We start from the raw sequence: 22018 nt of genomic DNA, 5'->3' as shown, positions 1-22018 counted from the left end.
ACAAAGGGCCGGGTGCCGAGGAGGTTAGGCCAATCTGAGTCGGTCGCATAGAAGCATGCCCGGTGGTTCCGGGCGCGCTCCCGCTGGGGCGGCAACGCGCCGCGACTATGAGTCCTGCTCCGAGGTGTCGGAGACGAAGACGCCAATGCCCATGCGGCCGACCAGTTCGCCGAGCTCGATCATGGAGTCCAGCGCCCGCCGTACCGTCATGTGGCTTGTGTCGTACTCCTCGGCGAGGAGGCGGGTGGAGGGAAGCTTGCTTCCTGGTGGGTAGATGCCGGCCCGGATCTTCGCGCGTAGATCATCTCTGATCTGGCGCCAGAGCGGCTGGGCGTACGGCATGCGGTCAGCAAATCAGCCACCGAGATCGAAAAGTAAAGCATCCCCATCCTATCTTTACAGGCTTTACAGGTCTGCTAGCCTTCACGAAGTAGAAGACCGGCGAAGGGGAGGGGCCATGGGTCGGCGGTGGAAGTGGTTCTTGTGGCCGGGGTGGGCGGGTGCTGGCCTGGTGGGGCGGGTCGTGCCGGAGGGGGATGGCTCGGGGCGCTGGTGGCGGGGTGGCGCGCTGGAGGGCGTACCCGATGGGTCTGGGGTCTTGCCGGGCGACGGCGTGGTGGGGGAGGCGCGGGTCGTGCGGCGGGTGGGGGTGGCGCGGAATCAGCGGGCGGGGCGTTACGGGCCGTTGCCGTCCGGGTGGTGTCGGGGGAGTGTGCCGGGTGCGGGGCGGCGCGGTGATGGTTGAGGACACCGGGTCGTCGGTGCCGCGTCGGCATCTTGGGCGGGTGCTGCGGCAGTTGCGGACCGAGGCCGGGATGACGGTGGACGGCGCGGCGGAGGCGTTGCAGTTCAGTCGGCAGCGGTTGTGGCGGATCGAGGCGGGCCGGTCTGCGGTGAGCCGCCGCGACGTGCGGGACATGTGTCAGCGGTACGCTGCGCGGCCCGAGCTGACCGCCGCGCTTGTCGCCCTGGCGGGGGAGACGCGGGCGAAGGGTTGGTGGCATGCGTACGGTGATCCGCTGCCGCGTTGGTGCGAGCCGTACGTCAGTCTGGCCGCCGAGGCCCGCCGGCTGCGCGAGCATGCCGACGGGATGATCCCCACGCTGCTGCAAACCCGGGGGTACGCGACTGCCGTCTGCCGGCGACGGCCGGATCTCACCGAGGCGGAGCGGGAACGGCTGGTCGAGGTACGGCTGCGGCGGCAGGACGTGTTGCGGCGGCGGCTGCCGGCGGCACCCCGGTTTGAGGTGGTGCTCGCCGAGGCGGTGCTGCTGCGTACCGTAAGCGACCCGGCGGTGATGGTCGAGCAGCTTCGGCATCTGGTGGAGGTGAGTCGGTTGCCGCAGGTGTCGCTGCGGGTGGTGCCGCTCGCCGTCGGGGTGCACCGGGCCGCCATCGCGGGGCCGTTCATGCTGCTGGACTTCCCGCCCGGCAACCGCGCCGAGCCGGAGCCGCCGGTGGTCTACCGCGAGTTGTTGACCGGGGCGCTCTACCTCGACCGGGAACCGGAGGTGGCCGCGTACGAGCAGGTGTGGGCGGGTCTGGACGGGGTGGCCCTGGACCACGACCAGTCCCGCCGCCTGATCGAAAAAATCACCACCGAAGCCCACCAAGCCGCCGCCTGACCCACCCCGCCTCCCACCCCACCCCCGCCCCCGCCTCCCCGTCCGTCGATCATGCAGATGTGGTGCCCGACAAAGTGGGCATTAACGGTGAACTCTGGCACCACAACTGCATGATCGACATGAGGGATCGGGGAAGGCGTGAGGGGTCGGGGGAAGGCGTGAGGGGTTGGGGGAAGGGGTGCCGCAGGCGCGACGTTTAGGGGCGGCTGGCGAGGGTGACAGCTTCCGCGAGGAGGCCGTCCAGCTCCGCGTCCGAGAGGTTCGCCTCGGTAAGAATCTTCAATGCGGTAGCGGCCTGGATGGCGCCGATCATCTCCTGAGAGGCGGTGTAATCCACGGACGGGTCGATGACCGACATGATCAGACGTTCGGCGGCTTCGGCGTTGATCTCTGCGCCGCCGTGCAGGTCGGTCCGGAGATCGGCCACAAACTTGATCACTTCGGCCCACTCGGCGTGCTCACCGAAGCGTCGGTCCACGGCGAGGAAGAAGACCATCGCGAGGAACCGTGGAAAGCCGTCCCACCCCTCCGCCTGGAGCCTCGCCTCGATCGCATCGTTGGCGGCGTGCTCGCCGCGTACCAGCGTGCGGATGTAATCGGGCAGCTCAGGTCTGATCATCGGTGTCACGCCTTCTCGTTCGTCGTCTCGTGAGTTGCTGAGCGATGGCCTTGGTCGCCACCGCCAGTGCGCCGGCCGCCATGATGGCCGCGGTCACCGGTGTGTCGACCTGCGGTCGGTCCGGAGACGGGGCTGGCTGGTGGCCCGTCGTGGTGCTGGTCGCGGCCCCTTGCCCACCGTACTTCTGTTTGAAGAGGCTCACTATTTCCTGAACCTTGTTCTCGACGTTCGTAAGACTGTCCTGGGTGTCGTCCGCTTTCTGCGTCTGCTTGCTCCAGAACGCATCAGCCCGGCGTCTCCTCCGTTCCGCCTCGGCCACCAGCCGTTCCCCGGACGGAGATGCCGCCGTCTCCGGGCCGGTCGAGGCAGCACCGGGCGCGATCGTATTGACGTACGCGGCGATGTGATTCGCGGCAACCATGAGCAGACGCGCATAGCGGCCAGCCTTGTCCCGCGCCACCTCGGCTTCGGTGACGGCGAGTCCGAGTGCAGCGTCGCTGCTGCCCTGGCGTACCTCCGTCAGGTGCGTGAGGGCCTGCGTGGCGTCGGCCTGGGCGCGCAGCGACGTGACAGCGGCCTCGGCCAAGCTCCGGCGGACGGCAAGAAGCTCGGCGACCAGCTCCCCGACACTGCCCGTCATCCGAGCCGGCGCAGGTAGTGCTCGGCGTGGTCGGCGGCGGCGGCGAACCGGCGGCGGGTCTGCCGCACCTCGGCTGACGCCTCGGCAAGCGCTCCGAGCGCGTCTGTCACGTCCTTGTTCTTGCTCCCGGCAAGGATTACGGTGGCGCGTGCCGTGGCAGATCCAGCCTGCCCGCTCGCCTCGTCGAAGACTCGTCCTCCGTGGCGTGCTGCCTCGATGGCGGCACGAAGCAGGACCTTGACCTCGCCGACACTCATCGTCGAGCCTTCTCTGCCGACTGACCGGTACGTGTTCGAGCGGACACTATCTGATGTGAGTGAGGCTCGTGGCCCCGCTGCGCGGGTGAGAAGCGGGAATGCGGTCAGCCGAGCAGGTCCGTCACCATCGACTCGATCCCAACGGCGGCGGGATGCCGGGGCAGTTCCCGGCGAACCTGCCGCCGTAGGGACACGAAGTAGTCGCTCTCGTCGATGGGCATGCTGTTCACCAGGTCGTACTGCACTTCGCCAAGGGCCGCGAGGATGCGATGGGTGTCGTTGGTGGCGTCGTAAAGCGGGATCGGCAGTTTCCAGATGTACTTGTCGATGTCGCGCTCGTCCTTGTTGTAGGACATCATCGGCCGGACCAGATCGGTCAAGGTCGGGCTGTTCAAGATCGCGCACAGGAAGAACCCCTCAGCGCGGGACGCGATCGGAGCCCAGTAGAGCTTGTGGTCGATGATGGCGGTCGGATCGTCCACCACAGCGGCGACAACGTGCATGCCCGACTTTCCGTAGACCAGCCGAAGCGGCGGCGCGGGAAACTGGCTGGTGAGCATGTGCCGGTAGTCGAGCCGCTGAGTCAGAGTGAGGTCGTCGCTCTGCCGATGGGCGTTCCAGAGGGCTTCGGCCTGCCGCCACCAGTCGGCGAGCCCAGGAAAGTAGTCGAGCCGGGCAGCAGGGCCATCCATCAGTGTCGTGCCGTCAAGGGGGAGCACCGCCTCCCGGGCCGGCAGGATCCGGTACGGCAGCAGGCTCTCCCCGAGCAGCACCGGCCGGATGAACTGGGACTCCACGACACCGTCGATCGTGGGTAGATCCCGCCAAGGTGGTTTTTCCTTGTTTCCGCGTGCCGACCGCACAGAACGGCTGCCGGAGCGCAGGCCGAGTGGTCCGCCCGGCTGCGTGTCGACAAAGAACAGGAAGCGGGGCACGATGGTCGCACCGCTTTTCACCGTCGGCCCGTACGGCGATCCGGTGAGCGTGAGGGAGAGGTCGTAGGGTGTCCTGGAAACCGCTGGTGCCACCAGCTGCCACGCACTGCGGTCCGCAGGCAGGCGTCCGGACCACCGCTCGGTCACCTTGGGAAGCTGGCGGTAGCTGTGCAGGCCGGCCCGCCGGCCGAAGACGACGGCGGCGCCGATGAGGAAGAAGTGGGGCCGTAACTGTCGCAGGTCCCAGGAACCGGTGAAGGCCACCCCGGTCTCCTCCCCGGCGTCCCGGTACCAGCCGGTGCGGAAGCCCGCGAAGTGGTCTGCGGTCAGTACCGCGCCGGGCATCACGAACGCGAGGGTGCCGTCCTCCTTGAGGTACTGCTGAACGGCTCGGGCGACGAAGAGGCCAGCAAGGTTCTGCTGGGTGGCCCGCTTGCCGCCGTGCCACAGGCCGCGCTCGTCGGAAAGCCTCCGGAAGTCCACCTGCATCTCCCGGGGCATGTGCCGGTACGACAACCACGGTGGGTTGCCGACCAGGACATCCACCCGGTTGTCGGTGTCGATGTCCTGGCTGGCCAGCCAGGCCGGGCGGGCGAGATTGCGGGTGTAGTAGCTCCAGATGTGGTCGCGTCCCTGGTCGTGTAACCGGCACATCAATGCGAAGGTCTGGCGCAGCATCGGCCGATGCTCGGCGATGATCTTCATGCGGTCGAGGAACACTTCGATCGAGGGCAGGGTGTCGGGGTCGCGAAGCTTCGCGGCGATGTCGGCGAGGCCCTTCACGATCTCGTCGAAGCGCCCGGGGTCGTCGAGGAGCGTCTTCGGAAACCTCAGGAACTCCTTGCCGCTGCCGGGAGGCTGGCTGACATCGATCTTGATGTGGTTCTCGTGGAAGAGATCCAGTTGCTCCTTCCACTGCATGCTGTCGCCGAGGAACACGGGAATAGTGATCACATCGCGCTCACCGGCCAACCGATGCAGGCCGATGGCGATCAGGTACGTGATCCGCGCGAGAGCCACCGCCACCGGGTGCAGATCCACGCCGATGACCTGATGGGAGAGCTGCGTCAGGGCCCGGCCGAGCGGGTGGCCGGCCGCCTCGGCGGCGGCGAGGTAACGGCGTACCGCATGGAAGAGAAAGGCGCCGGAGCCGCAGGCCGGGTCGAGCACCCGCTGCCGCAGCGGGTCGGTGACCACGGAGTCGACGATGTGTTCGGCAAGCCAGCCCGGCGTGTAGTACTCGCCGAGCCGCTTGCGGGTCTCGGTGCCGATCATCGACTCGTACAGTTCTTTGAGTACGTCGTGGTCCGCCCTGACCCAGTCGAACCGGGCGAGGCGGCGGGCGAGGCTCTGAATGAAATCGGGGCCGCCGCCGACCTCGGTGGTCCAGCCGAAGAAATCGTGCTCGACGACGCCCAGGATTCCGGCCTGGCTGAAACGCTCTCCGCGGATCAGGTCCGTCGGCTGAAAACCGTCGATGTCGATGCCCATGACGAGGTGCGCGATGATGTGCGCGCTGTTCATCAGCAGGGTGTGTTCGACGAACAGGTTCGGATCGTCGACGAACTGCGTACCCAGTGCCTTGCCCAGCAGATCGGCCCAGAGCTGTCGTTTCAGCTTGACGGTAGGCTCATCCCGATGCTCGTCGTAGAGGGCCGCCAACGCGGCCCGGTCGATGGTGAAGGAGCTGCTGTTGGCGCCGAGCCGGCGGGCGATCTCCGCTGGGGTCGGCGCGACCCGCTGGGTCGTCGCCAGCACACCCTCCAGCCAGTAGAACAACCCCAATCCGGAGGGACGGGCAGCCGTCAGGGTGTAGGTGTCCACCCTGGCCATGGCACCGAGCCGCAGATCGTACGCGTGCCAGGTCGCACCGTCGGTGAGCACGCCGAGGTGCCGCTGCCCGCTCTCCTGGGTGCGGGACTGGAGGTATCCGGCGAGCTGCTGCTCCGCCCGACGTAGCGTCGGCCCCTGGCCGAGATGTCGTTTGACCTCGATAACGGTGCGGCCGATCTCGATGTCGATCCGTCGACCCTGACCTACGGGCGCTTCGAGGTTGACCTCCTCCAGCTCGTCCGCGGAGAGCCCGAGATCGATGGTCAGCAGGAGTTGACGGATGTCCGCCTGGATTGTGGCTTCGGTGCGTGGCCGGCTTCGGTCCGCGAGTCGCGCGAGAAGGGGCTGCATCGGTTCGTGGCCACCGACGGGGCTGACGCCCACAGTGGCCGGTCGGTAGTGGCTTCGGCTATGGCTGGCTTCTCCATCCGAACGCGCCATGTAACAGTGTGGCCACGTGGCGTGAAGGGAAGCTATATCCGCGACCGTGAGCGCCTGTCACATTTCTGACTGCGGCGCAGCGAGGGTCAGAATTCGTCGCGGAGATAGGCCAGGCCGCAGGCGACGGCGATGCCGACAATCACCAGCCCGATCCGCATCCACGGGACGTCCTCGGTGGGGCGTGCCCCGATGGAGATCGCCAGGGCGGTCTGGGCGATCACGACGAGGCAGATGAGCAGGCTCAAGACCTGGTAGGCGATGCCGAACTCCGACCACCACAGCACCGTCCCGGCAATCGCGGGAACGAGCATCAGCAAGCTCAACCCGATCAGCGGTACGGCGATCTTCCACCGCAACCAAAGACTCATCGCCTGCCCTCCCGGTCATTGTCGCCGCCCGGATTGTCGGGCCCGACGCGCGGTGTGTCGATCTCTAGCAGGTCTGACTCGATGCGGTGACCCAGCCTGACGGCGCGAGGGTCGGGAAACCCGGCCAGCCGCTCGACCGTCTCGACCCACAAGCGGTGTGCCTCTTCGGGACGTCCGGCGTCGATCAACGCCGTCGCGAGATGATCCAGTGTCAGGGCAAGCTGCCAGTCGTCGGCGAGATCGCGGTGGACCGCCGCCGCCCGCAGATGGAACGCGATCGCCTGGTCCGGCTGCCCCAACTCCCGGTACGCCTCGCCGGCCCCGTCCAGCGCCATCGCCTCCCGGCTGCGGTCACCCAACCGGCGCTGGATCGTTGCCGCTCGGTGCACCGCTTCCAGCGCCTCGGCGGGCCGGCCCATGGCACGCAGCACCCGCGCGTGCTCGACCAGCCAGTGCGCCAGCCACACCGGGCTGCCGCGCTCGGCGATGACGAGGGCCGCTTCGATCGCGGTTTGCGCCTCGTCGGTGCGCCCGAGTTCCCGCAGGGCCATGCTGAGGAAGAACAGCGAGTTTCCCTCCTGCCCTTGGTCGTCGATCTCCCGCTGCACCGCCAACGCCTGCTCCAGCAGCGTCACCGCGTCGGCGAGGTCGCCCAGCTCGTAGCGTGTCTCGGCGAGATTGCTCAGCAGCAGGGCCTGCCACCGCCGGTCGTTGCGCCCGGTGAAGATGTGGAGGCTTTCGCTGAACCGGGCCAGGGCGTCGGCGAGTCGGCGATGCCGTAACGCAAGCAAGCCCAGCGCGTTGACCGACACTGCGATGCCGTGCTCGTCGCCGATCTCCCGCCGGATCGCCAGCGCAGCCCGGTGGTGCTCCTCTGCCTCGGTCAACTGGCGAGCCTGGAAGTGGGCCTTGCCGAGGCTCTCCAGCGCCTCTGCCTCAGCACGCCGATCGCGCATTGCTCGGGCGGCCGCCAAACCGGTCTGCGCAGTGGCGAACCACGCGTCAAAGGCGTTGCGGTGCATGAAGACGCTGCGCAGCAGAACCGCCAAGTGCCAGGCAATCTTCGGCAGGCCGGCGCCGTTGGCGGCGCGAGTGGCGGCGACGAGGTTGTCCTGCTCGGCTGTGAACCAGGCGTCAGCCTCCGCTGCCGTCTCGAAGCCCAACGGCGTGAGGTCGGCCGTCGGATCCAGCGGCACCGTCCGGTAGAACGGCAGGGTGCGGCCCAGCGCGGCGTCCGCCGAGTGCAGATACCAGGTGAGCACGCGCACCAGCGCCGCCCGGCGACTCTGGTCGTGCTCCAGCTGCCTGACCTGATCGTTGGCGTACGCGCGTAGCAGGTCGTGCAACTGGTAGCGGCCGGGTGCGCTCTGCTCCAGCAGATGCGCGCGTACCAGGGCGTCGAGCGGCTGCCGGATGCCCGACACCGGCAGGTCGGCGAGCGCGGCTGCGGCCGGTGCGCTGAAGTCGGGGCCGGGATGCAGACCGAGCAGCCGGAACAACCGGGCGGCCGAGGCGTTCAGGGCCCGGTAGGACCAGGCAAAGACGGTGCGTACGGCGTCGGCCTCCTCGCCGTCGTCGGTGGTGAGGGCGTCCCACAGGGCCGACTCGTCGCGCAGATCCTGAATCAGCTCGGCCAGCGGCATGAACGGCCGGCTCGCCGCCCGTTCCGCGGCGATGCGCAGCGCCAACGGCAGCCGCGCACACAACCGGGCCAACTCGGCCAACTCGCCCGGTTCGTCGTCGCGGTATCCGGTGGTCACCTCGTGCAGCAACGTCACCGCATCGTCCTCGGACAGCATTCGCAGCGTCAGGCGTCGCCCGCCGTCCCGGCTGACCAGGCCCGACAGCATGGTCCGGCTGGTGACGATCACCAGGCAGCCGTTCGTACCCGGTAGCAGCGGACGCACCTGGCGGACGGTGGCGGCGTTGTCCAGCACCACCAGGACGCGCCGGTCGGCGAGCCGGGAGCGGTACAGCGCCGCACGGTCCTCGACATCGGCCGGAATGGCGGAGGGCGGAATGCCGAGTGACCGCAGGAAACGGTCGAGCACCTGCTCCGGTCGGCTGGGCTGGCCCGGGTCGTAGCCGCGGAGGTTCGCGTAGAGCTGGCCGTCCGGGAAGTGCTGGCGTACGGCGTGCGCCCAACGCAGCGCCAGCGCCGTCTTGCCCACGCCAGCGGTGCCGCAGATGACGACGAGGGCAGCCCGAACGGCCTCGTCGGTGAGCAGCCGGTCCAGCGAGCGCAGTTCCTCGACCCGGTTGACGAAGCCGCGCACGTCGCCGGGCAACTGGCGGGGCGGCGGATGCGGCGGCGAGGAGTCTGCGGAGTGAAAGTGGACCCCGCCGTACACGTCGCGAGCCTGCACGAGATCAGCGGCACCGGACGACGCCGACTGGTTGACGTGTTCCGGTCGTGCCTCGCCCGGTGGATGTCTGTCCGCGCCCCCGTCGGTCATCGCTCAGTCCGAGTGCGGAGGCTCCAGCGGTGCCACCGCTCGCACGAAGAACTCGTCCAGCGGCTCGCCGTCGTTGTAGAGCGACTCGATGAACTCCTGGCACCGCGCTACCACACGCGGATTCCGCCACCGTCGGGCCGCTTCGAGCACCCCGTCGGCGTCGTAGATCGCCTCGTACATCACGTCGCTGCCGAGGGTGTAGATCTCCGGCAGCGGACCACTGACCTCTGTGGCGGCGACGGCTTCAGGCCCCACCACCCGGGTCAGGCCGCCGTACTCGTGGCGGAGCCGCAGCACGTGCAGCTCCCATTGCAGGTACGGACTCAACGGTTCCTGCACCACCCGTACCCGGCGGGTGGCGAACCCGTTGTCGGCGATACGCCGGTAGTAGTCCTCGAACTCGGGGCGCCGGGCGTGGAGAATCCGCAGCGACTCGTCCCACCGGCCGGCGGCGAACGCCTGCCAGCCTTCATCGTTGGGTTCCTTGAACGTTTGTTGCCGTTCGAGTTTCCAGAAGCCGGGCGGCCCGGTCTTCCAGAATCGCTCGTCGAAGTCGGCCCAGTAGTCGTCGAGGGCCAGCAACTCGCCGGGATCTCCGTCGAGGAGGTCACGCATCAGGGATGTCCACCTTCGCGGCGAGCATTGTCGATCGGGGAATGATGATAAGCCGCTCGCCGGGGTCGACGGAGACCCCTTCGGGCAGTCGATCCCGGTAGCTGTCGGTGAGGTCCTGCCCGATGACTGCGACGTCGCCGTTGCTCAACTCCCAGATGTCGGGACAGCTGCCGTCGCCGGAGGTGTTGCCCAGCTCGTGCGAAGACTTGCCCCAGCGGCGGCTGAGCTGGGCGGACGGGTCCGCCTCCCATCGACGCGCACTCATCCCGGCCTCCTGGGTTGATGTGATGAAGCGGGCACTCAAAGTAACATTTAGGATTACGAATTGCATTCGGCCTTGTCCGGCTTCGAGCATCGTGGCGAACCTGGGGGCGCGGTATGGACGATCCACTCATGCTCACCGCAGCGACCACCCTGGTCGCCTGGATGACCACCAATCTTGCTGAGAGTGCCCGATCCGCCGTGATCGGGCTGACCGACTTTCTTCGGCACCGGTTCGGGCGGGAGGCGGCATCGCGGGAAACGATCGAGGTTGTCCTGCGCCGACCCGATAACGACGCGGTTCAACGCCTCGCGGCGCTGCTCGAAGAGGAAAATCGCCGTGACGCCGGGTTCGGTGCCGAGTTCCGCGCGCGTTTCGCAGAGGTTCAGGCCGTTGTCGAAGCCCGCCACGGAGGCGTCACGAACACCGTGGCCGGTGACGTCAGCGGCCCGATGGTGCAGGCACGCGACGTCCACGGCGGCATCACCTTCGGCGACAGCCGCATCTGAAGCTATGAGCCTTCGGCGGGCGCGCCGGTGGCGATGTCGGCGGCACTCGGCCGATTTCCCGGACTGCCCGGCCGGAAGCACATCCTGAGCTGGCTTGATTTCACGGTGAAATATTGATTTCAGCCTGAAATCAACGTCCTGAGGACCATCGCCCCCGGAGGCCAGCAAAGCGGCAGCCTGTGGTGAAGGGGTGTCGCGTATCTGACCAAAGCTCCACTGTGGCTGATCAGAGGATCAACCACAGTGGATGCTGACGTAGCATCCCGCGGGTGATGCGCTCATGAGGCCGACGATCGCCGCCGACACCCTGCGTCGGACCCTCACGCAATACCTGACCACCACCTTCGGTCTGACCGAGGAAGGCGTACGCCAGGGGCTTGAGGGTTTCCTCTCCCACCCTGAGCAGGGCGTCTTCCGCGGGCCGTACCTGCGGATCCGCACGCCCTTTCGCACCGCGGAGGGGGACTGGCGGGCGGGCCTGGACTGGGCACCGGCCGACTTCACCCCCTACCGGCACCAGGCGAAGGCGTTCGCCCGGCTGTCGACCAAGGGGAAGGCCGCCGAGCCGACGCTGATCACCACCGGCACCGGCTCCGGCAAGACCGAGTCCTTCCTGATCCCGATCCTCGACCACTGCCGGCGACGCAGGCAGCAGGGACGGCCCGGCGTCAAGGCGATCCTGCTCTATCCGATGAACGCCCTGGCCACCGACCAGACCCAGCGCATCAACGAACTGCTCACCGACCCGGCGCTGGCCGGCGTCACCGCCGGCCTCTACATCGGCGACGTCACGGAGACCGAGTACCAGCATGTGATGAACCGGCGGTCGGAGCTGCGGCGCACCCCGCCGGACATCCTGATCACCAACTACAAGATGCTGGACCTGCTGCTCCAGCGCGCCGACGACCTGCCGCTCTGGGAGGGCGCGGAGCCGGCGTACGTGGTGCTTGACGAGTTCCACAGCTACGACGGCGCGCAGGGCACCGACGTGGCGATGCTGCTGCGTCGGCTGGCCGCCGCGCTCGGCCTGGCCGAACCGGGTCGCCCGCTCGGGCCGATCTGCCCGGTGGCCACCTCCGCCACCCTCGGCGAGAGCGACGGCCGGGACGGCCGGACCGCCATCCGGGAGGTCGCCGAACAGGTCTTCGGCATCGTGTTCGACCCGGACTCGCTGGTGGGGGAGGAACGCTACGAACCCGGCGAGTTCATGACCGGTCAGGATTTCAGCCTGCCGCTGCCCAGCCCCGAGCAACTCGCCGCCGTCGACGGCCGGGATCCGGCGCAGATGATGGCCGAGGTCGCCGAACTGGTGCTCGGCAAGAACTGCCTGGGCAAGCCGCAGGAACTCGGTGGGTTGCTGCGTAAGCATCCGCTGACAAAGGCGGTGCTCGACTCGCTCGGCCCGGCACCGCGCACCCTCGACGAGATCATCGACGTGCTGCCGCGTAAGAACGCCACCGGCTGGGGCAGCGTGATGCGCAGCCGACCAGAAATCACCGCCCGCGCGCTGGCCCGGTTCGTCGGGCTGCTCTCCATGGCCCGCCACCCGGACGACGAGCGCCGGCCGCTGCTCAACATCGAAACCCACCTCTGGGTACGCGCCGTCTCCCGGCTGCTGCGCGGCACCTCCCGCCAGGCCACCTTCGGCTGGTACGGCGAGGCCCCCCGGGAGTTGGACCCGTACGCCACCGAGCGCGACACGGTGATCGCCGACAACCGGCACCTGCGGCTGCCGGCCGTCTACTGCCGACACTGCGGGCGCTCCGGCTGGATGGCGCTGTCGCCGGAGAAGGACCCGCAGGAGCTGGAGACCGACCCGGACAAGATCTACCGGGCCAGCGTCGGCCGGGACAAGCGTCGGGTACGGGCACTCATCGCGGCCACCGACGACGAGATCCGGCAGCGGGCGACTGGTCTGCTGGTACTGGAGCACGGCCGTCGGGTGCGACCCTACGACGAGCAGCGCGACCGGACGCTTGGCGACGACGAGATCGTGGTGCTCGGTGACCTGACCGGCCTCGACGCGGCCGAGAAGGACCGCTGCCCCTCCTGCCAGCTTGACCACGGCATCCGCTTCCTCGGTGCCGGCCTGGCCACCCTCGCCTCGGTGGCCATCACCCAACTCTTCACCGGTGGTGAACTGGGCCAGGCGGAACGCAAGACGCTGCTCTTCAACGACTCCGTCCAGGACGCGGCGCACCGGGCCGGATTCGTCGCCAACCGGTCGTACGCCTTCTCGCTGCGTGCCCTGCTGGCCGACCAGCTCACCCCCGGTGCGTCGGTCGGCTTGGACGAGCTGGTGGTGAAGATGGTCGCGGAGGCGGCCCGGCCGGAGATCCTCTCCACCGTCGTACCGCCCGACCTGCACGACCAGCCGGGCGTTGACGGCCTGCTCGCCGGTACCGACACCGGCAGCCGGCAGACCTGGACGCTGATCGGCGAACGGCTCGTCTTCGCCACCGTGCTGGAGGCCGGGCTGCGTACCCGGCAGGGCCGCACCCTGGAGTTGACCCGGTCCGTGGCCGTCGAGGTGGCGCTCGACGACCCGGCCGCAGCGGTCGCGCTCTGCCGCGACGTGCAGCTCACCGGCCCCGGCCAGCTCGGCGTGGCCGCCCCCGACGACGCCCGCTACCTGGCCTTCCTGCGGGGCCTGCTGGAACGGCTGCGCGCCCGGGGCGCGGTCTACCACGAGTGGCTGGCGCCGTACCTGCGGCGTGGTGGCACCCGCTGGCAGGTGTGGGGTGGCCGTCCGGCCGGCATGCCTGCCTTCCCCCGGGGCGTCTCCGCGCCCGCCTTCCTGCTGGCGACCCCGAAGTCCCGCTCCGAGTTCGACGCGATCACCGCACGCGGCAACTGGTACCAGGACTGGACCGCCCGCTGCCTCGGCCTGGACTCGGCCGAAGCCGCCGGCTACCTGAGTCGGTTGCTGCCGGCCCTGGCCGCCGCCGGCATCGTCGCGGCCGGCGACACCGAGGACGGCAACACGGTGTACGGGCTGCTCCCCGGCCACCTGCGGGTGACCCGGCTGGACGACACCGCCGCCGTCGCGGCCGGTGTCGGCTGCGACACCTGCCACTGGCAGCAGACCGAGCATCCCGACCGGGTCGCCGACTGGATCGGCCAACCCTGCCGGCAGTACCGCTGCCGTGGACGGCTCCGGCCGGCACCCGACGACACCGCGCCGGACGACTACTACCGGCGGCTCTACCTGGAGAGCGACGTCTTCCGGGTGGTGACCGGCGAGCACACCGGCATGCTCACCCGAACCCAGCGGGAAAACGTCGAGCAGCAGTTCCGCGACGGCGAGCGCTACACCGACCCGAACGTGCTCTCCTGCACCCCGACGCTGGAGATGGGCATCGACATCGGCGCGCTCTCCGCGGTGGTGCTCGCATCGCTGCCGCACGGGCCCGCCAACTACGTCCAGCGGGCCGGTCGCGCCGGCCGCAAGAGCGGCAACGCGCTGGTGCTCACCCTGGTCGGGCGCACCGAACGGGACCGCTACTACCTCACCGAGCCACGCGACATGATCGCCGGACAGATCGTGCCACCCGGCTGTTTCCTCTCCGCCGTGGAGATCCTGCGCCGGCAGTACCTCGCCCACCTGATCGACCTGGCCGCCCGGGGCGAGCTGCCCGGGGTACTGCCGATGCCGCGCCGGGCACACGTCCTCTTCGGCCCGAGCGGCTGGCTGGCCCACCTCGCCGAGGCCGGTCGCCGCGACGGCGTACGCCTGGTCGAGGACTTTCTCGGGCTTTTCGGCGACAAGATCCTGCGGGCCGCCGCCGACCAACTGCGCGAGTTCGCCGTCGACGGCATCGTGCACCGGGTCAAGGAGGCCGACGAGCGCTGGGAGCTGCGCCTGGCCGACCTGCGGCGTCGACTCCAGGAGATCGCCACCGCCCGGGGCACGCTGGTGGCCAGCGACCCGGACCACGCCCGCGAGCTGAAGATGCTCCGGGCCGAGGAAGCCGCCGTACGCCGCCGGCTGCGGGAGGTCAGCGGCGCCGCCGCGCACGGCACCCTTGTCGAGTTCGGACTGCTGCCGAACTACGCCCTCATCGACACCCGCACCGACCTGGAGGCCACCCTCACCTGGGAGGAACAGGTCGACGGCGACCGCCGGTTCCACAGCGAGCTACGCGAGTACGCCCGCCCGGCCCGCCAGGCGCTTGTGGAGATCGCCCCCGGCAACAGCTACTACGTGCGCGGCTACCAGCACGAGATCTCCGGTCTGGAGGTTGGCCCGGCCGACCGGCCCGCGTACGCGCAGTGGCGGATCTGCGCCCAGTGCGGCTACGTCCGCACCCACCTGGCGCAGGAGGACACCAGCGCCTGCCCGCGCTGCGCCGACCGGGGCATCGCCGACCACGGCCGGCTCTTCCAGGTGCTTCAACCGACCCGGGTCTACAGCCGGGACAAGCGCGACGACGCCCGCATCCGCGACGACAGCGACGACCGCACCCGCCGCTTCTACGCCACCACCGTCGCGGTCGACATCGACCCGGCCAAGGTCGACTCCTCCTGGCGGCACGCGCACGAGACCTTCGGCGTCGACTACAGCCGGCACGCCATGGTCCGCCACTTCAACCTGGGCGCCCAACGCTTCGACCGGGCCGCCGAGGCGTTTGCCGGCGACGAGGTGCGGATCAACCGCTTCCACACCTGCACCTCGTGCGGCGGCACCACGGTCGACGGCGCTCCGGCGGTCAGCCAGCAACTCGCCGCGCAGGCGTCGGGGGCGACTGTGGTGCAGGGTGCCGAGCACCATCGGCCGTGGTGTGCGTACCGGCGTTCGCCGGCCACGCCGGACACCCACGTCGACCTGATCCTCGCCCACGAGTTGGAGACCGAGGCGCTGCGCATCCTGATCCCGGCGGCGACCGCGCTGGTGGCGGAGCGGGTCGTCTCGCTCGCCGCGGCGATCCGGCTCGGCATCGCCGCCCAGTACGGCGGCGACCCGGCCCACCTCCAGGCGGTCCCGGCCACCATGCCGGACGGGCAGAGCGACGGCACCCGCAACTTCGTCGTCGTCTTCGACATTCAGCCGCAGGGCACCGGCTACCTGCACCGGCTTGCCGAGCCGGAGGAGTTCCGCCAGGTGCTGGAGTTGGCCCGGCGGCGGATCACCGAATGCGAATGCCGACGCCAGGCCCGGCCCGTCTGCCACCGCTGCCTGCTGCGCTACGCCCGCAACGACCAGTTCGCCCTGATGAGCCGCGACGAGGCGCTGGGCATGCTGGACAAGCTCCTGGACAGCTGGAACGTGGAGAAGGGCACCCGCACCGACGAGATCTCGCTCATCGGTCAGGTGGAGAGCGAGTTGGAGATGCGTTTCCTCACCAAGTTGCTGGCTCTCGGGGCCACGCCGGACTCCGGGCTGCGGGTCGAGAAACGCACCGACCACGACGGGGCCCGCATCGCCGACCTCCGGTTCGTCACCCAGGGCGGGCAGAACGTCACCCACTGGCAGATGAAGCTTCAGAACACCGTCCAGGGCACCCGACCGGACGTGCACTTCAAGCGCCTCGACGCGCCGTCGCCGGAGGTCGCCGTCTACCTCGACGGCTTCAAATACCACGCCTCCAGCCAGTACAACCGGCTCGCCGACGACGCCGAGAAGCGGGCCCGGCTGCGCGCCCACGGCTACCTAGTCTTCGCCGCCACCTGGGACGACGTGGCGACGTGGGGCAGCACCGAGGGGAATGGTCGCTGGCTGCCGTACGGCGGGATCAGCCGGCAGACCGCCCGGGAGCGGTACCGGGCCTTCCTGCCCGGCGCCGACCCGGACGAACTGGAGACGACGGTCTGGGCCAACCCGATCGAGCAACTGCTGCGTTTCCTCGCCGAGCCCGACCTGCACCGCTGGCAGCGCCGCGCCGAAGCCGTCCTCGCCGGCCTGCTCCCGCAGGCCCGGGAGAACAGCCGCTGCGACTCCAGCGGGGTGGCCGACCGGCTGCTCGCGGCGCTGCGCGGCGAGCCACTGCCGCCGTCGGCTACCCGGGGACAGATCATGGTCGTCCGGGCCTGTGACGCCGCCGACTGCGCCCTGACGGTGCTCGTCGACGGCCGCGGGGCGACGCAGCCCGGGTCACCCGGAGCGAGTAAACCGCTGCCGACCTGGTCGGCGCTTACCGTGCTCGACGACCTGCCGGCGGCGGTCGCCGCCGACGGGCACAAGGAACGCTGGGCGGGCTGGTTGGCGTGGGGCAACGTCATCCAGTTCCTCGCCGAGGGGGGTGGCGACGCCGGGCAGCTCGTCGTCTCCGACCTCGACGTCTTCGAGCCCGCGTCGATGGCCGTCACCGAGGGCACCGGACTCTCCCTCACCCGACGCGCCCTGCCGCTGGACGAGGAGACGGCGACCTGGCTCGGCACCGTCAGCCAGCCGACCCCGGTGCAGCCGGTGCAGGACGGCTCCCCCTGGGGCGACGTGCTGCGCTACGTCGACCCGGACGAAGGCACCCTGGAGGGGCTCGTCCAGCAGTTGGCCGCGTGGGACCTGCCGCTGCCGGTGGTCGGTTACGAACTCGGTGACCAGGGCTGGCAGGCGGAGCTGGCCTGGCCCGAGCGGCGGGTCGCCATCGTGCTCAGTGGAGCACCGGACGACCCGGAGGTCGAGGACCGGGACCGGGCGTACGCCGAGGCGGGCTGGCGGGTGCAGACCGCGCGGCAGTGGTCGGTGGAGGAGTTGGCGGCGCGGCTGGCCGCGACGAGTGGGGGAGAGGACCGATGAAGACCGGAGCGATGCTGCGGATGCTCGACCGGGCCGACAAGGAGGTCATGAAGCTCACCCGCGCCGACATCGGCGCGGTCTACGAGTTCATGCACAAGTTCCGCCACAACCCCGACAACCCGGGCCTCAAGCTCAAGAACCTCAACGGCGACTCGCGGCTGATGTCCGCGCGGATCAGCCGGGACTACCGGGCGCTGCTGCTGCACATCGCTGAGCGGGACTACCTGCTCGTCGCGGTCAAGCACCGCAGCGAGGTGTACGACGACCTCAGCCGGTACGCGTACCGGATCAACCGGGTCACCGGCGGCATCGAGGTCATCGACCTGGCGCCGGTCGGCGACAGCATCGTCGGCCGGGTCGTCTCCCCGGATTCGTCAGTGGCCCTCCCCGCAGTGGCCGAGCCGTCGGTGGTCGAGCCGTCGTTGGTCGAGCCGCAGCCGGCGTCGAAGGCGCTCTTCGACCGCTACACCGACGCCCAGCTGCTGGAACTGGGCGTTGCCGAGCCGCTGCTGCCGCAGATCCGCGAGTTGACCACCGAGGCGGAACTGCTGGAACTACTCGACCGGGCACCGCAACTCACCACCGACGTGCTCTTCGCCCTCTTCGACGGCAAGACCTACGACGAGGTACTAGCTCAGGTCACCGACCCGGTCCGGGCCGAGGAACCGATCGACCCCGAGGACTTCGCCGCCGCGGTGGCCCGGCCCGCGACCCAGGTGACCTCCGACGACGAGGCCCTTCAGGCGATGCTCGTGGAGTCCTTCGAACGGTGGCAGATCTTCCTGCACCCCACCCAACGCAAGCTGGTGGAGCGGCGCTACAACGGCCCCGCCCGGGTGGGTGGCGGACCGGGCACCGGCAAGACGATCGTGGCCCTGCACCGCGTCGCCCACCTCGCCCGGCAGTTGCCGCCCGGCACGGACAAACCCATCCTGCTCACCACCTTCAACCGGAACCTCGCGGCCGACCTGCGTACCCGGCTCATGGCGCTCGGCGGTGAGGAACTGGTCGCCCGGGTCGACATCGTCAACATCGACCGGCTGGCCAGCCGGGTCGTCTCGGAGGCCAGGGCGGGCGGCAGCCGGCGGGTGGTCAACGACAACCAGGTGCCGCAGCTGTGGACCGACTTCCTGGTCGAGACCGGTGAGAACGGCTGGGACGCCGAATTCCTGGCCGCCGAATGGACCCAGGTGATCCTCGGCCAGGTGCTCAACTCCCGGACCGACTACTTCAAGGCCCGGCGACCCAACCGGGGACGCAGCCTGAACCGGATGGAACGCGACCAGATCTGGCGGCTCACCGAACGGTTCACCACCTGGCTGGAGGCACGGGGCGTCTGGACGTGGCGGCAGATCGCCGAGCGGGCCGCCCGGATCGAGATGGACCGGGCCGCCGCCAACTCGGGCGAGTCCTCCGGCAGCCTCCACCGCCCCCGCTACCGACACGTGGTGGTGGACGAGGCGCAGGACCTCAGCGCGGCGCACTGGAAGATGCTGCGGGCGATGGTCGCCGCCGGCCCGGACGACATGTTCCTCACCGGCGACACCCACCAGCGGATCTACGACAACCACGTGACACTGAGCAGCCTCGGCATCAACATCCGGGGCCGGTCCTCGCGGCTGACGCTTAGCTACCGCACCACGCGCCAGATCCTCGCCGACGCGCTACAGATCATGACCGGTGAGGTCTACGACGACCTCGACGGCGGCCCGGAGGACCTGGCCGGTTACCGTTCGCTGCTCCGGGGCGGCCAACCCTCCTTCCGGGGCGCGGCGACCTGGGCGCAGGAACGCGATCTGATCGCCGAGCAACTGCGGGCCTGGGGCAACCCGACCGACGGTTCGGTGGCCGTCTGCGTACCGACCCGGGAGTTCGCGGCCGACGTGATCGCCCGGCTGGAAGCCGACGACCTGCTGGCGGTGGAGATCGGCCCCGATGGTCCCAAGCAGCCCGACGGCATCCACGTCGGCACCATGCACCGGTTCAAGGGCCTGGAGTACCAGCGGATGGTGATCGCCGGGGTGAGTGACGGGCTGGTGCCCCGGCAGCTGATCAGCCGGTACCGGGACACCGACCCCAAGCGCTACCAGCGCGAACGTCAGCGGGACCGGTCGTTGCTCTTCGTCGCCGCGACCCGTCCCCGCGACGAGTTGGTGGTCTTCTGGCACGGCACGCCCAGCCCGTTCCTCACCAGCCGCCTGGTCCAGCGCCAGTTACCGTGAGCGTCGGGCCCCTGTCCCGGGGCCCGTATGCCACCAGGGGAGGGGCCGGCGTTGCAGGCAGGGGACCGCATCGGCGACCGGTACGAGCTGACGTACCCGATCGGACGCGGTGGCATGGGGCAGGTCTGGGCGGGTCACGACGAGCGGCTCGACCGGCTGGTGGCCGTCAAGTTCCTCCGGCAGTTGGAGGTGCCGGAGGACGAGCGCCCGGTCGCGGTGCGACGGTTCCAGCGGGAGGCGCGGGCCACCGCCAAGCTCGACCATCCCGGCGTGCCCGCCGTGTACGACCTCGGCGAACACGGTGACGACCTGTACCTGGCCATGCAACTCGTCCGAGGCATCGTCCTCAGTGACCACATCGCCGAACAGGAACGGCTGCCGGTAGGCGAGGCCGCATCGATCGCCGCGCAGATCTGTGCCGTGCTCGCCGCCGCCCACGACGCCTCCCTCGTGCACCGGGACCTGAAGCCGCAGAACTTGATGATCACCTCCACCGGAGCGGTGAAGGTCCTGGATTTCGGCGTTGCCGCACTGCTCGGGCCGGTCGAGTCGTCCCGCCTCACCACCACCGGCCGCACCCTCGGCACGCCTGCCTACATCGCTCCCGAGCAGGCCGCCGGTAGCCCGGTCGGACCAGCCGCCGACCTCTACGCCCTGGGCTGCATCCTCTACGAGATGCTCACCGGCCGGCCGCCGTACCAGGCAGCCAACGCGCCCGAGATGCTGCGCTGCCACATGCGCGCGCCGATTCCCATCGTCACCGAACACCGGTCGGACGTGCCGGATGATCTTGCACATCTGCTGTTCTGCCTGCTCGCCAAGGATCCCGCAGAGCGCCCCCCGTCGGCCGCTGAGGTGGAGAGCCTGTTGCTGCCCTTCACGCGGTGATGCCACCCTCCGGCCTCGTTCGGCCCGGGCAACCATCCGCTGAGGCTGTTTCGGCCGGGCTACCTGTCGGGCGCGCCGGTGGTGCGAGTCGCCTTCGGATGATTGGCGTCACCGGGTGTGCAGGCCGTCGAGCACCACGTCGAGGTAGCGGCGGGTGAGCGCCGCCTGTTCGTCAGGCGTCGAGTGGACCGAGGCGGCGAAGACCACCCCGCACATCAGGCGCACCACGTCGGCATGCTCGACGCCGGGGCGGATCAGGCCCGCCGCGCGTACCCGTTCAAGCAGGTCGGCGGCCAACGTTTCCAGGCGGCCTACGAGCTCGGCCGTCTCCGGCAATTCGTGCGCGGCGGCGGCGAAGACCGGCTGCACGGCGGCGTCGGCGAGCTGCGCGTTGATGCCGGCGGTCAGGAAACCGGCGAACGCAAGCCAGGGGTCGTCGTCACGCAGGGCCTGCTCGGCGCACGCGATCAGGTCCTCCAGGCTCGGGCGGGCCAGGGTTTCGAGCAGTGCCTCGGGAGTGGGGAAGTGGCGGTAGACCGTGGCGACGCCGACCGACGCCTCATGGGCGACGTCGTTGAGCCGTAGCGGCCGCTGCTCGGCCACGAAGGCACGGCCGGTGTCGACGATGCGTTGCCAGTTGCGGGCGGCGTCTCTGCGAGTCACGGTGACCAAGGTAACTGGATAACCCATCCGTCTGCGACTAGGTTGAAGTGAATACTTTATCCGGAAGGGTTGTCATGGAGATCGAAGCCGCCGGCCGTGCCCGCACCTATACCCTCATCGAGCCGGCGGGTGGTCACGACCGCCTCCTGCTGGTCTTTCACGGCTCCAGGCAGAACGCAGCCCAGTTTCGCGCCTTCACCGGTCAGGCGTTCGACACGATCCCCGGCACGGCCGTCGCCTACCTCGACGGCTACCGGGGCAACTGGAACGACGCCCGCACGGCCAGCCGCTTCCCGGCCCGTCGGGCCAACGTTGACGACGTGGCATTCGCCGAGGCGGTGGTGAAGCGGCACGTGGGCGGGCGGAAGGTCTACGCGGCCGGCTACTCCAACGGTGGCGGCATGGTGATCCGACTGCTGCACGAACACCCCGACCTGCTCGCCGGCGCGACGATCATCGCGGCCCAGCAACCGGCACCCGCCAACTTCCTCGTGCCCGGCCTGCCCGTCGTGCCGAAGCCGGTTCTTCTGCTGCACGGCACAGCCGACCGGATCGTGCCGTACGAGGGCGGCGAGATGGCGGCCTGGGCCCGCTTCGTCTTCCGGGCCGGCGGGGAGACGCTGTCCACGCCGGAGACCGCCGCCTACTTCGCGCAGCGTAACGGCATCACGGTGCCGCCCGTGACTGTGGAACTCTCCGGCGGGATCAGCCGCACCGACCACAGTCAGGACGGGCGAGCCCCCGTCCGGCTCTACGCCGTGCGCGGCGACGGCCACACCATCCCGGGACCGCATCCGGCGCCCCGGCTGGTCGGCCGCACCACCCACGACCTCCACACCACCGACGCGATGGCCGGGTTCTTCGGCTGGAACTGATCGCCGGGCCTCGGGCGGGCGAGTCAATGACATTGTCAGACTCCGATGCATTTCGGGCTTTCACCTGGCGCATT

General features: G+C 69.6%; 16 protein-coding genes. 6 read left to right on the top strand and 10 right to left on the bottom strand.

The genetic code is table 11. The features are described 5' to 3' along the window. Nucleotides 1-105: 105 nt before the first annotated feature. Entirely contained in the window at nt 106-342 is a 237-nt protein-coding gene (locus tag AC507J_RS16965) for a GntR family transcriptional regulator (RefSeq protein WP_496290109.1), read from the bottom strand. Nucleotides 343-737: 395 nt separating this feature from the next. Between AC507J_RS16965 and AC507J_RS16960 the strand changes: the two genes are divergently transcribed. Then, nucleotides 738-1625: a helix-turn-helix domain-containing protein gene (locus tag AC507J_RS16960; protein ID WP_496290108.1), complete on the top strand. Its 888-nt coding sequence runs from the start codon at nt 738-740 to the stop codon at nt 1623-1625. A gap of 196 nt (nt 1626-1821) precedes the next feature. Here the strand turns inward: AC507J_RS16960 and AC507J_RS16955 are convergent, their stop codons facing one another. The 8 genes from AC507J_RS16955 to AC507J_RS16920 form a co-directional block, all read right to left on the bottom strand. Next, nucleotides 1822-2244: a hypothetical protein gene (locus AC507J_RS16955; RefSeq protein ID WP_496290118.1), complete on the bottom strand. Its 423-nt coding sequence runs from the start codon at nt 2242-2244 to the stop codon at nt 1822-1824. Beyond that, nucleotides 2231-2884 carry a hypothetical protein gene (locus tag AC507J_RS16950; protein WP_496290107.1) on the bottom strand — a complete coding sequence of 218 codons (654 nt, stop codon included), beginning with the start codon at nt 2882-2884 and terminating at the stop codon, nt 2231-2233. The genes AC507J_RS16955 and AC507J_RS16950 overlap by 14 nt, the downstream gene beginning before the upstream one ends. Next, the gene (locus AC507J_RS16945) at nt 2881-3141 is read right to left on the bottom strand and encodes a hypothetical protein (RefSeq protein WP_496290106.1); all 261 of its coding nucleotides are present in this window, start codon (nt 3139-3141) and stop codon (nt 2881-2883) included. The genes AC507J_RS16950 and AC507J_RS16945 overlap by 4 nt, the downstream gene beginning before the upstream one ends. 104 nt (nt 3142-3245) lie before the next feature. Continuing rightward, nucleotides 3246-6260, bottom strand: a complete 3015-nt coding sequence (locus tag AC507J_RS16940; protein WP_496290105.1) for an N-6 DNA methylase — start codon at nt 6258-6260, stop codon at nt 3246-3248. A 176-nt stretch (nt 6261-6436) separates the two neighbouring features. After that, nucleotides 6437-6718 carry a hypothetical protein gene (locus tag AC507J_RS16935; RefSeq protein WP_496290104.1) on the bottom strand — a complete coding sequence of 94 codons (282 nt, stop codon included), beginning with the start codon at nt 6716-6718 and terminating at the stop codon, nt 6437-6439. Further along, nucleotides 6715-9174 (bottom strand): ATP-binding protein, encoded by a 2460-nt coding sequence (locus AC507J_RS16930; protein WP_496290103.1) that lies wholly within the window; start codon nt 9172-9174, stop codon nt 6715-6717. The genes AC507J_RS16935 and AC507J_RS16930 overlap by 4 nt, the downstream gene beginning before the upstream one ends. 3 nt (nt 9175-9177) lie before the next feature. Continuing rightward, nucleotides 9178-9789, bottom strand: a complete 612-nt coding sequence (locus tag AC507J_RS16925; protein ID WP_496290102.1) for a DUF6879 family protein — start codon at nt 9787-9789, stop codon at nt 9178-9180. Further along, the gene (locus tag AC507J_RS16920) at nt 9782-10054 is read right to left on the bottom strand and encodes a hypothetical protein (protein WP_155219639.1); all 273 of its coding nucleotides are present in this window, start codon (nt 10052-10054) and stop codon (nt 9782-9784) included. The genes AC507J_RS16925 and AC507J_RS16920 overlap by 8 nt, the downstream gene beginning before the upstream one ends. A 128-nt stretch (nt 10055-10182) precedes the next feature. Between AC507J_RS16920 and AC507J_RS16915 the strand changes: the two genes are divergently transcribed. The 4 genes from AC507J_RS16915 (at nt 10183) to AC507J_RS16900 (ending at nt 20406) form a co-directional block, all read left to right on the top strand. Beyond that, nucleotides 10183-10560 carry a hypothetical protein gene (locus AC507J_RS16915; protein WP_496290101.1) on the top strand — a complete coding sequence of 126 codons (378 nt, stop codon included), beginning with the start codon at nt 10183-10185 and terminating at the stop codon, nt 10558-10560. Between the two features lie 280 nt (nt 10561-10840). Beyond that, complete coding sequence (locus AC507J_RS16910; protein WP_496290100.1) at nt 10841-17296, top strand: DEAD/DEAH box helicase; 6456 nt, start codon at nt 10841-10843, stop codon at nt 17294-17296. Further along, complete coding sequence (locus AC507J_RS16905) at nt 17293-19518, top strand: UvrD-helicase domain-containing protein (protein WP_496290099.1); 2226 nt, start codon at nt 17293-17295, stop codon at nt 19516-19518. The genes AC507J_RS16910 and AC507J_RS16905 overlap by 4 nt, the downstream gene beginning before the upstream one ends. Before the next feature lie 51 nt (nt 19519-19569). Further along, entirely contained in the window at nt 19570-20406 is an 837-nt protein-coding gene (locus AC507J_RS16900; RefSeq protein ID WP_496290098.1) for a serine/threonine-protein kinase, read from the top strand. 108 nt (nt 20407-20514) lie between these two features. On the opposite strand, the gene AC507J_RS16895 is transcribed toward AC507J_RS16900, so the two are convergent. Next, nucleotides 20515-21069, bottom strand: a complete 555-nt coding sequence (locus AC507J_RS16895) for a TetR/AcrR family transcriptional regulator (protein ID WP_496290097.1) — start codon at nt 21067-21069, stop codon at nt 20515-20517. 74 nt (nt 21070-21143) lie between these two features. Between AC507J_RS16895 and AC507J_RS16890 the strand changes: the two genes are divergently transcribed. Continuing rightward, on the top strand, nt 21144-21944 hold the full coding sequence (locus AC507J_RS16890) for a CE1 family esterase (protein WP_496290096.1): 801 nt from the start codon (nt 21144-21146) through the stop codon (nt 21942-21944). Nucleotides 21945-22018: the final 74 nt, after the last annotated feature.

Source organism: Micromonospora sp. PRAS1, from assembly GCF_059553435.1.
Note: the sequence above shows the minus strand (reverse complement) of the source record. Positions and strands in the feature narration are given on the sequence as shown.

What these genes read in the sequence shown, in the direction of transcription:
- AC507J_RS16945 (WP_496290106.1), bottom strand. Translation starts at nt 3,141, where the DNA reads ATGAGTGTCGGCGAGGTCAAGGTCCTGCTTCGTGCCGCCATCGAGGCA.
- AC507J_RS16920 (WP_155219639.1), bottom strand. Translation starts at nt 10,054, where the DNA reads ATGAGTGCGCGTCGATGGGAGGCGGACCCGTCCGCCCAGCTCAGCCGC.
- AC507J_RS16950 (WP_496290107.1), bottom strand. Translation starts at nt 2,884, where the DNA reads ATGACGGGCAGTGTCGGGGAGCTGGTCGCCGAGCTTCTTGCCGTCCGC.
- AC507J_RS16930 (WP_496290103.1), bottom strand. Translation starts at nt 9,174, where the DNA reads ATGACCGACGGGGGCGCGGACAGACATCCACCGGGCGAGGCACGACCG.
- AC507J_RS16940 (WP_496290105.1), bottom strand. Translation starts at nt 6,260, where the DNA reads ATGCAGCCCCTTCTCGCGCGACTCGCGGACCGAAGCCGGCCACGCACC.
- AC507J_RS16890 (WP_496290096.1), top strand. Translation starts at nt 21,144, where the DNA reads ATGGAGATCGAAGCCGCCGGCCGTGCCCGCACCTATACCCTCATCGAG.
- AC507J_RS16910 (WP_496290100.1), top strand. Translation starts at nt 10,841, where the DNA reads ATGAGGCCGACGATCGCCGCCGACACCCTGCGTCGGACCCTCACGCAA.
- AC507J_RS16925 (WP_496290102.1), bottom strand. Translation starts at nt 9,789, where the DNA reads ATGCGTGACCTCCTCGACGGAGATCCCGGCGAGTTGCTGGCCCTCGAC.
- AC507J_RS16960 (WP_496290108.1), top strand. Translation starts at nt 738, where the DNA reads ATGGTTGAGGACACCGGGTCGTCGGTGCCGCGTCGGCATCTTGGGCGG.
- AC507J_RS16915 (WP_496290101.1), top strand. Translation starts at nt 10,183, where the DNA reads ATGCTCACCGCAGCGACCACCCTGGTCGCCTGGATGACCACCAATCTT.
- AC507J_RS16905 (WP_496290099.1), top strand. Translation starts at nt 17,293, where the DNA reads ATGAAGACCGGAGCGATGCTGCGGATGCTCGACCGGGCCGACAAGGAG.
- AC507J_RS16965 (WP_496290109.1), bottom strand. Translation starts at nt 342, where the DNA reads ATGCCGTACGCCCAGCCGCTCTGGCGCCAGATCAGAGATGATCTACGC.
- AC507J_RS16935 (WP_496290104.1), bottom strand. Translation starts at nt 6,718, where the DNA reads ATGAGTCTTTGGTTGCGGTGGAAGATCGCCGTACCGCTGATCGGGTTG.
- AC507J_RS16955 (WP_496290118.1), bottom strand. Translation starts at nt 2,244, where the DNA reads ATGATCAGACCTGAGCTGCCCGATTACATCCGCACGCTGGTACGCGGC.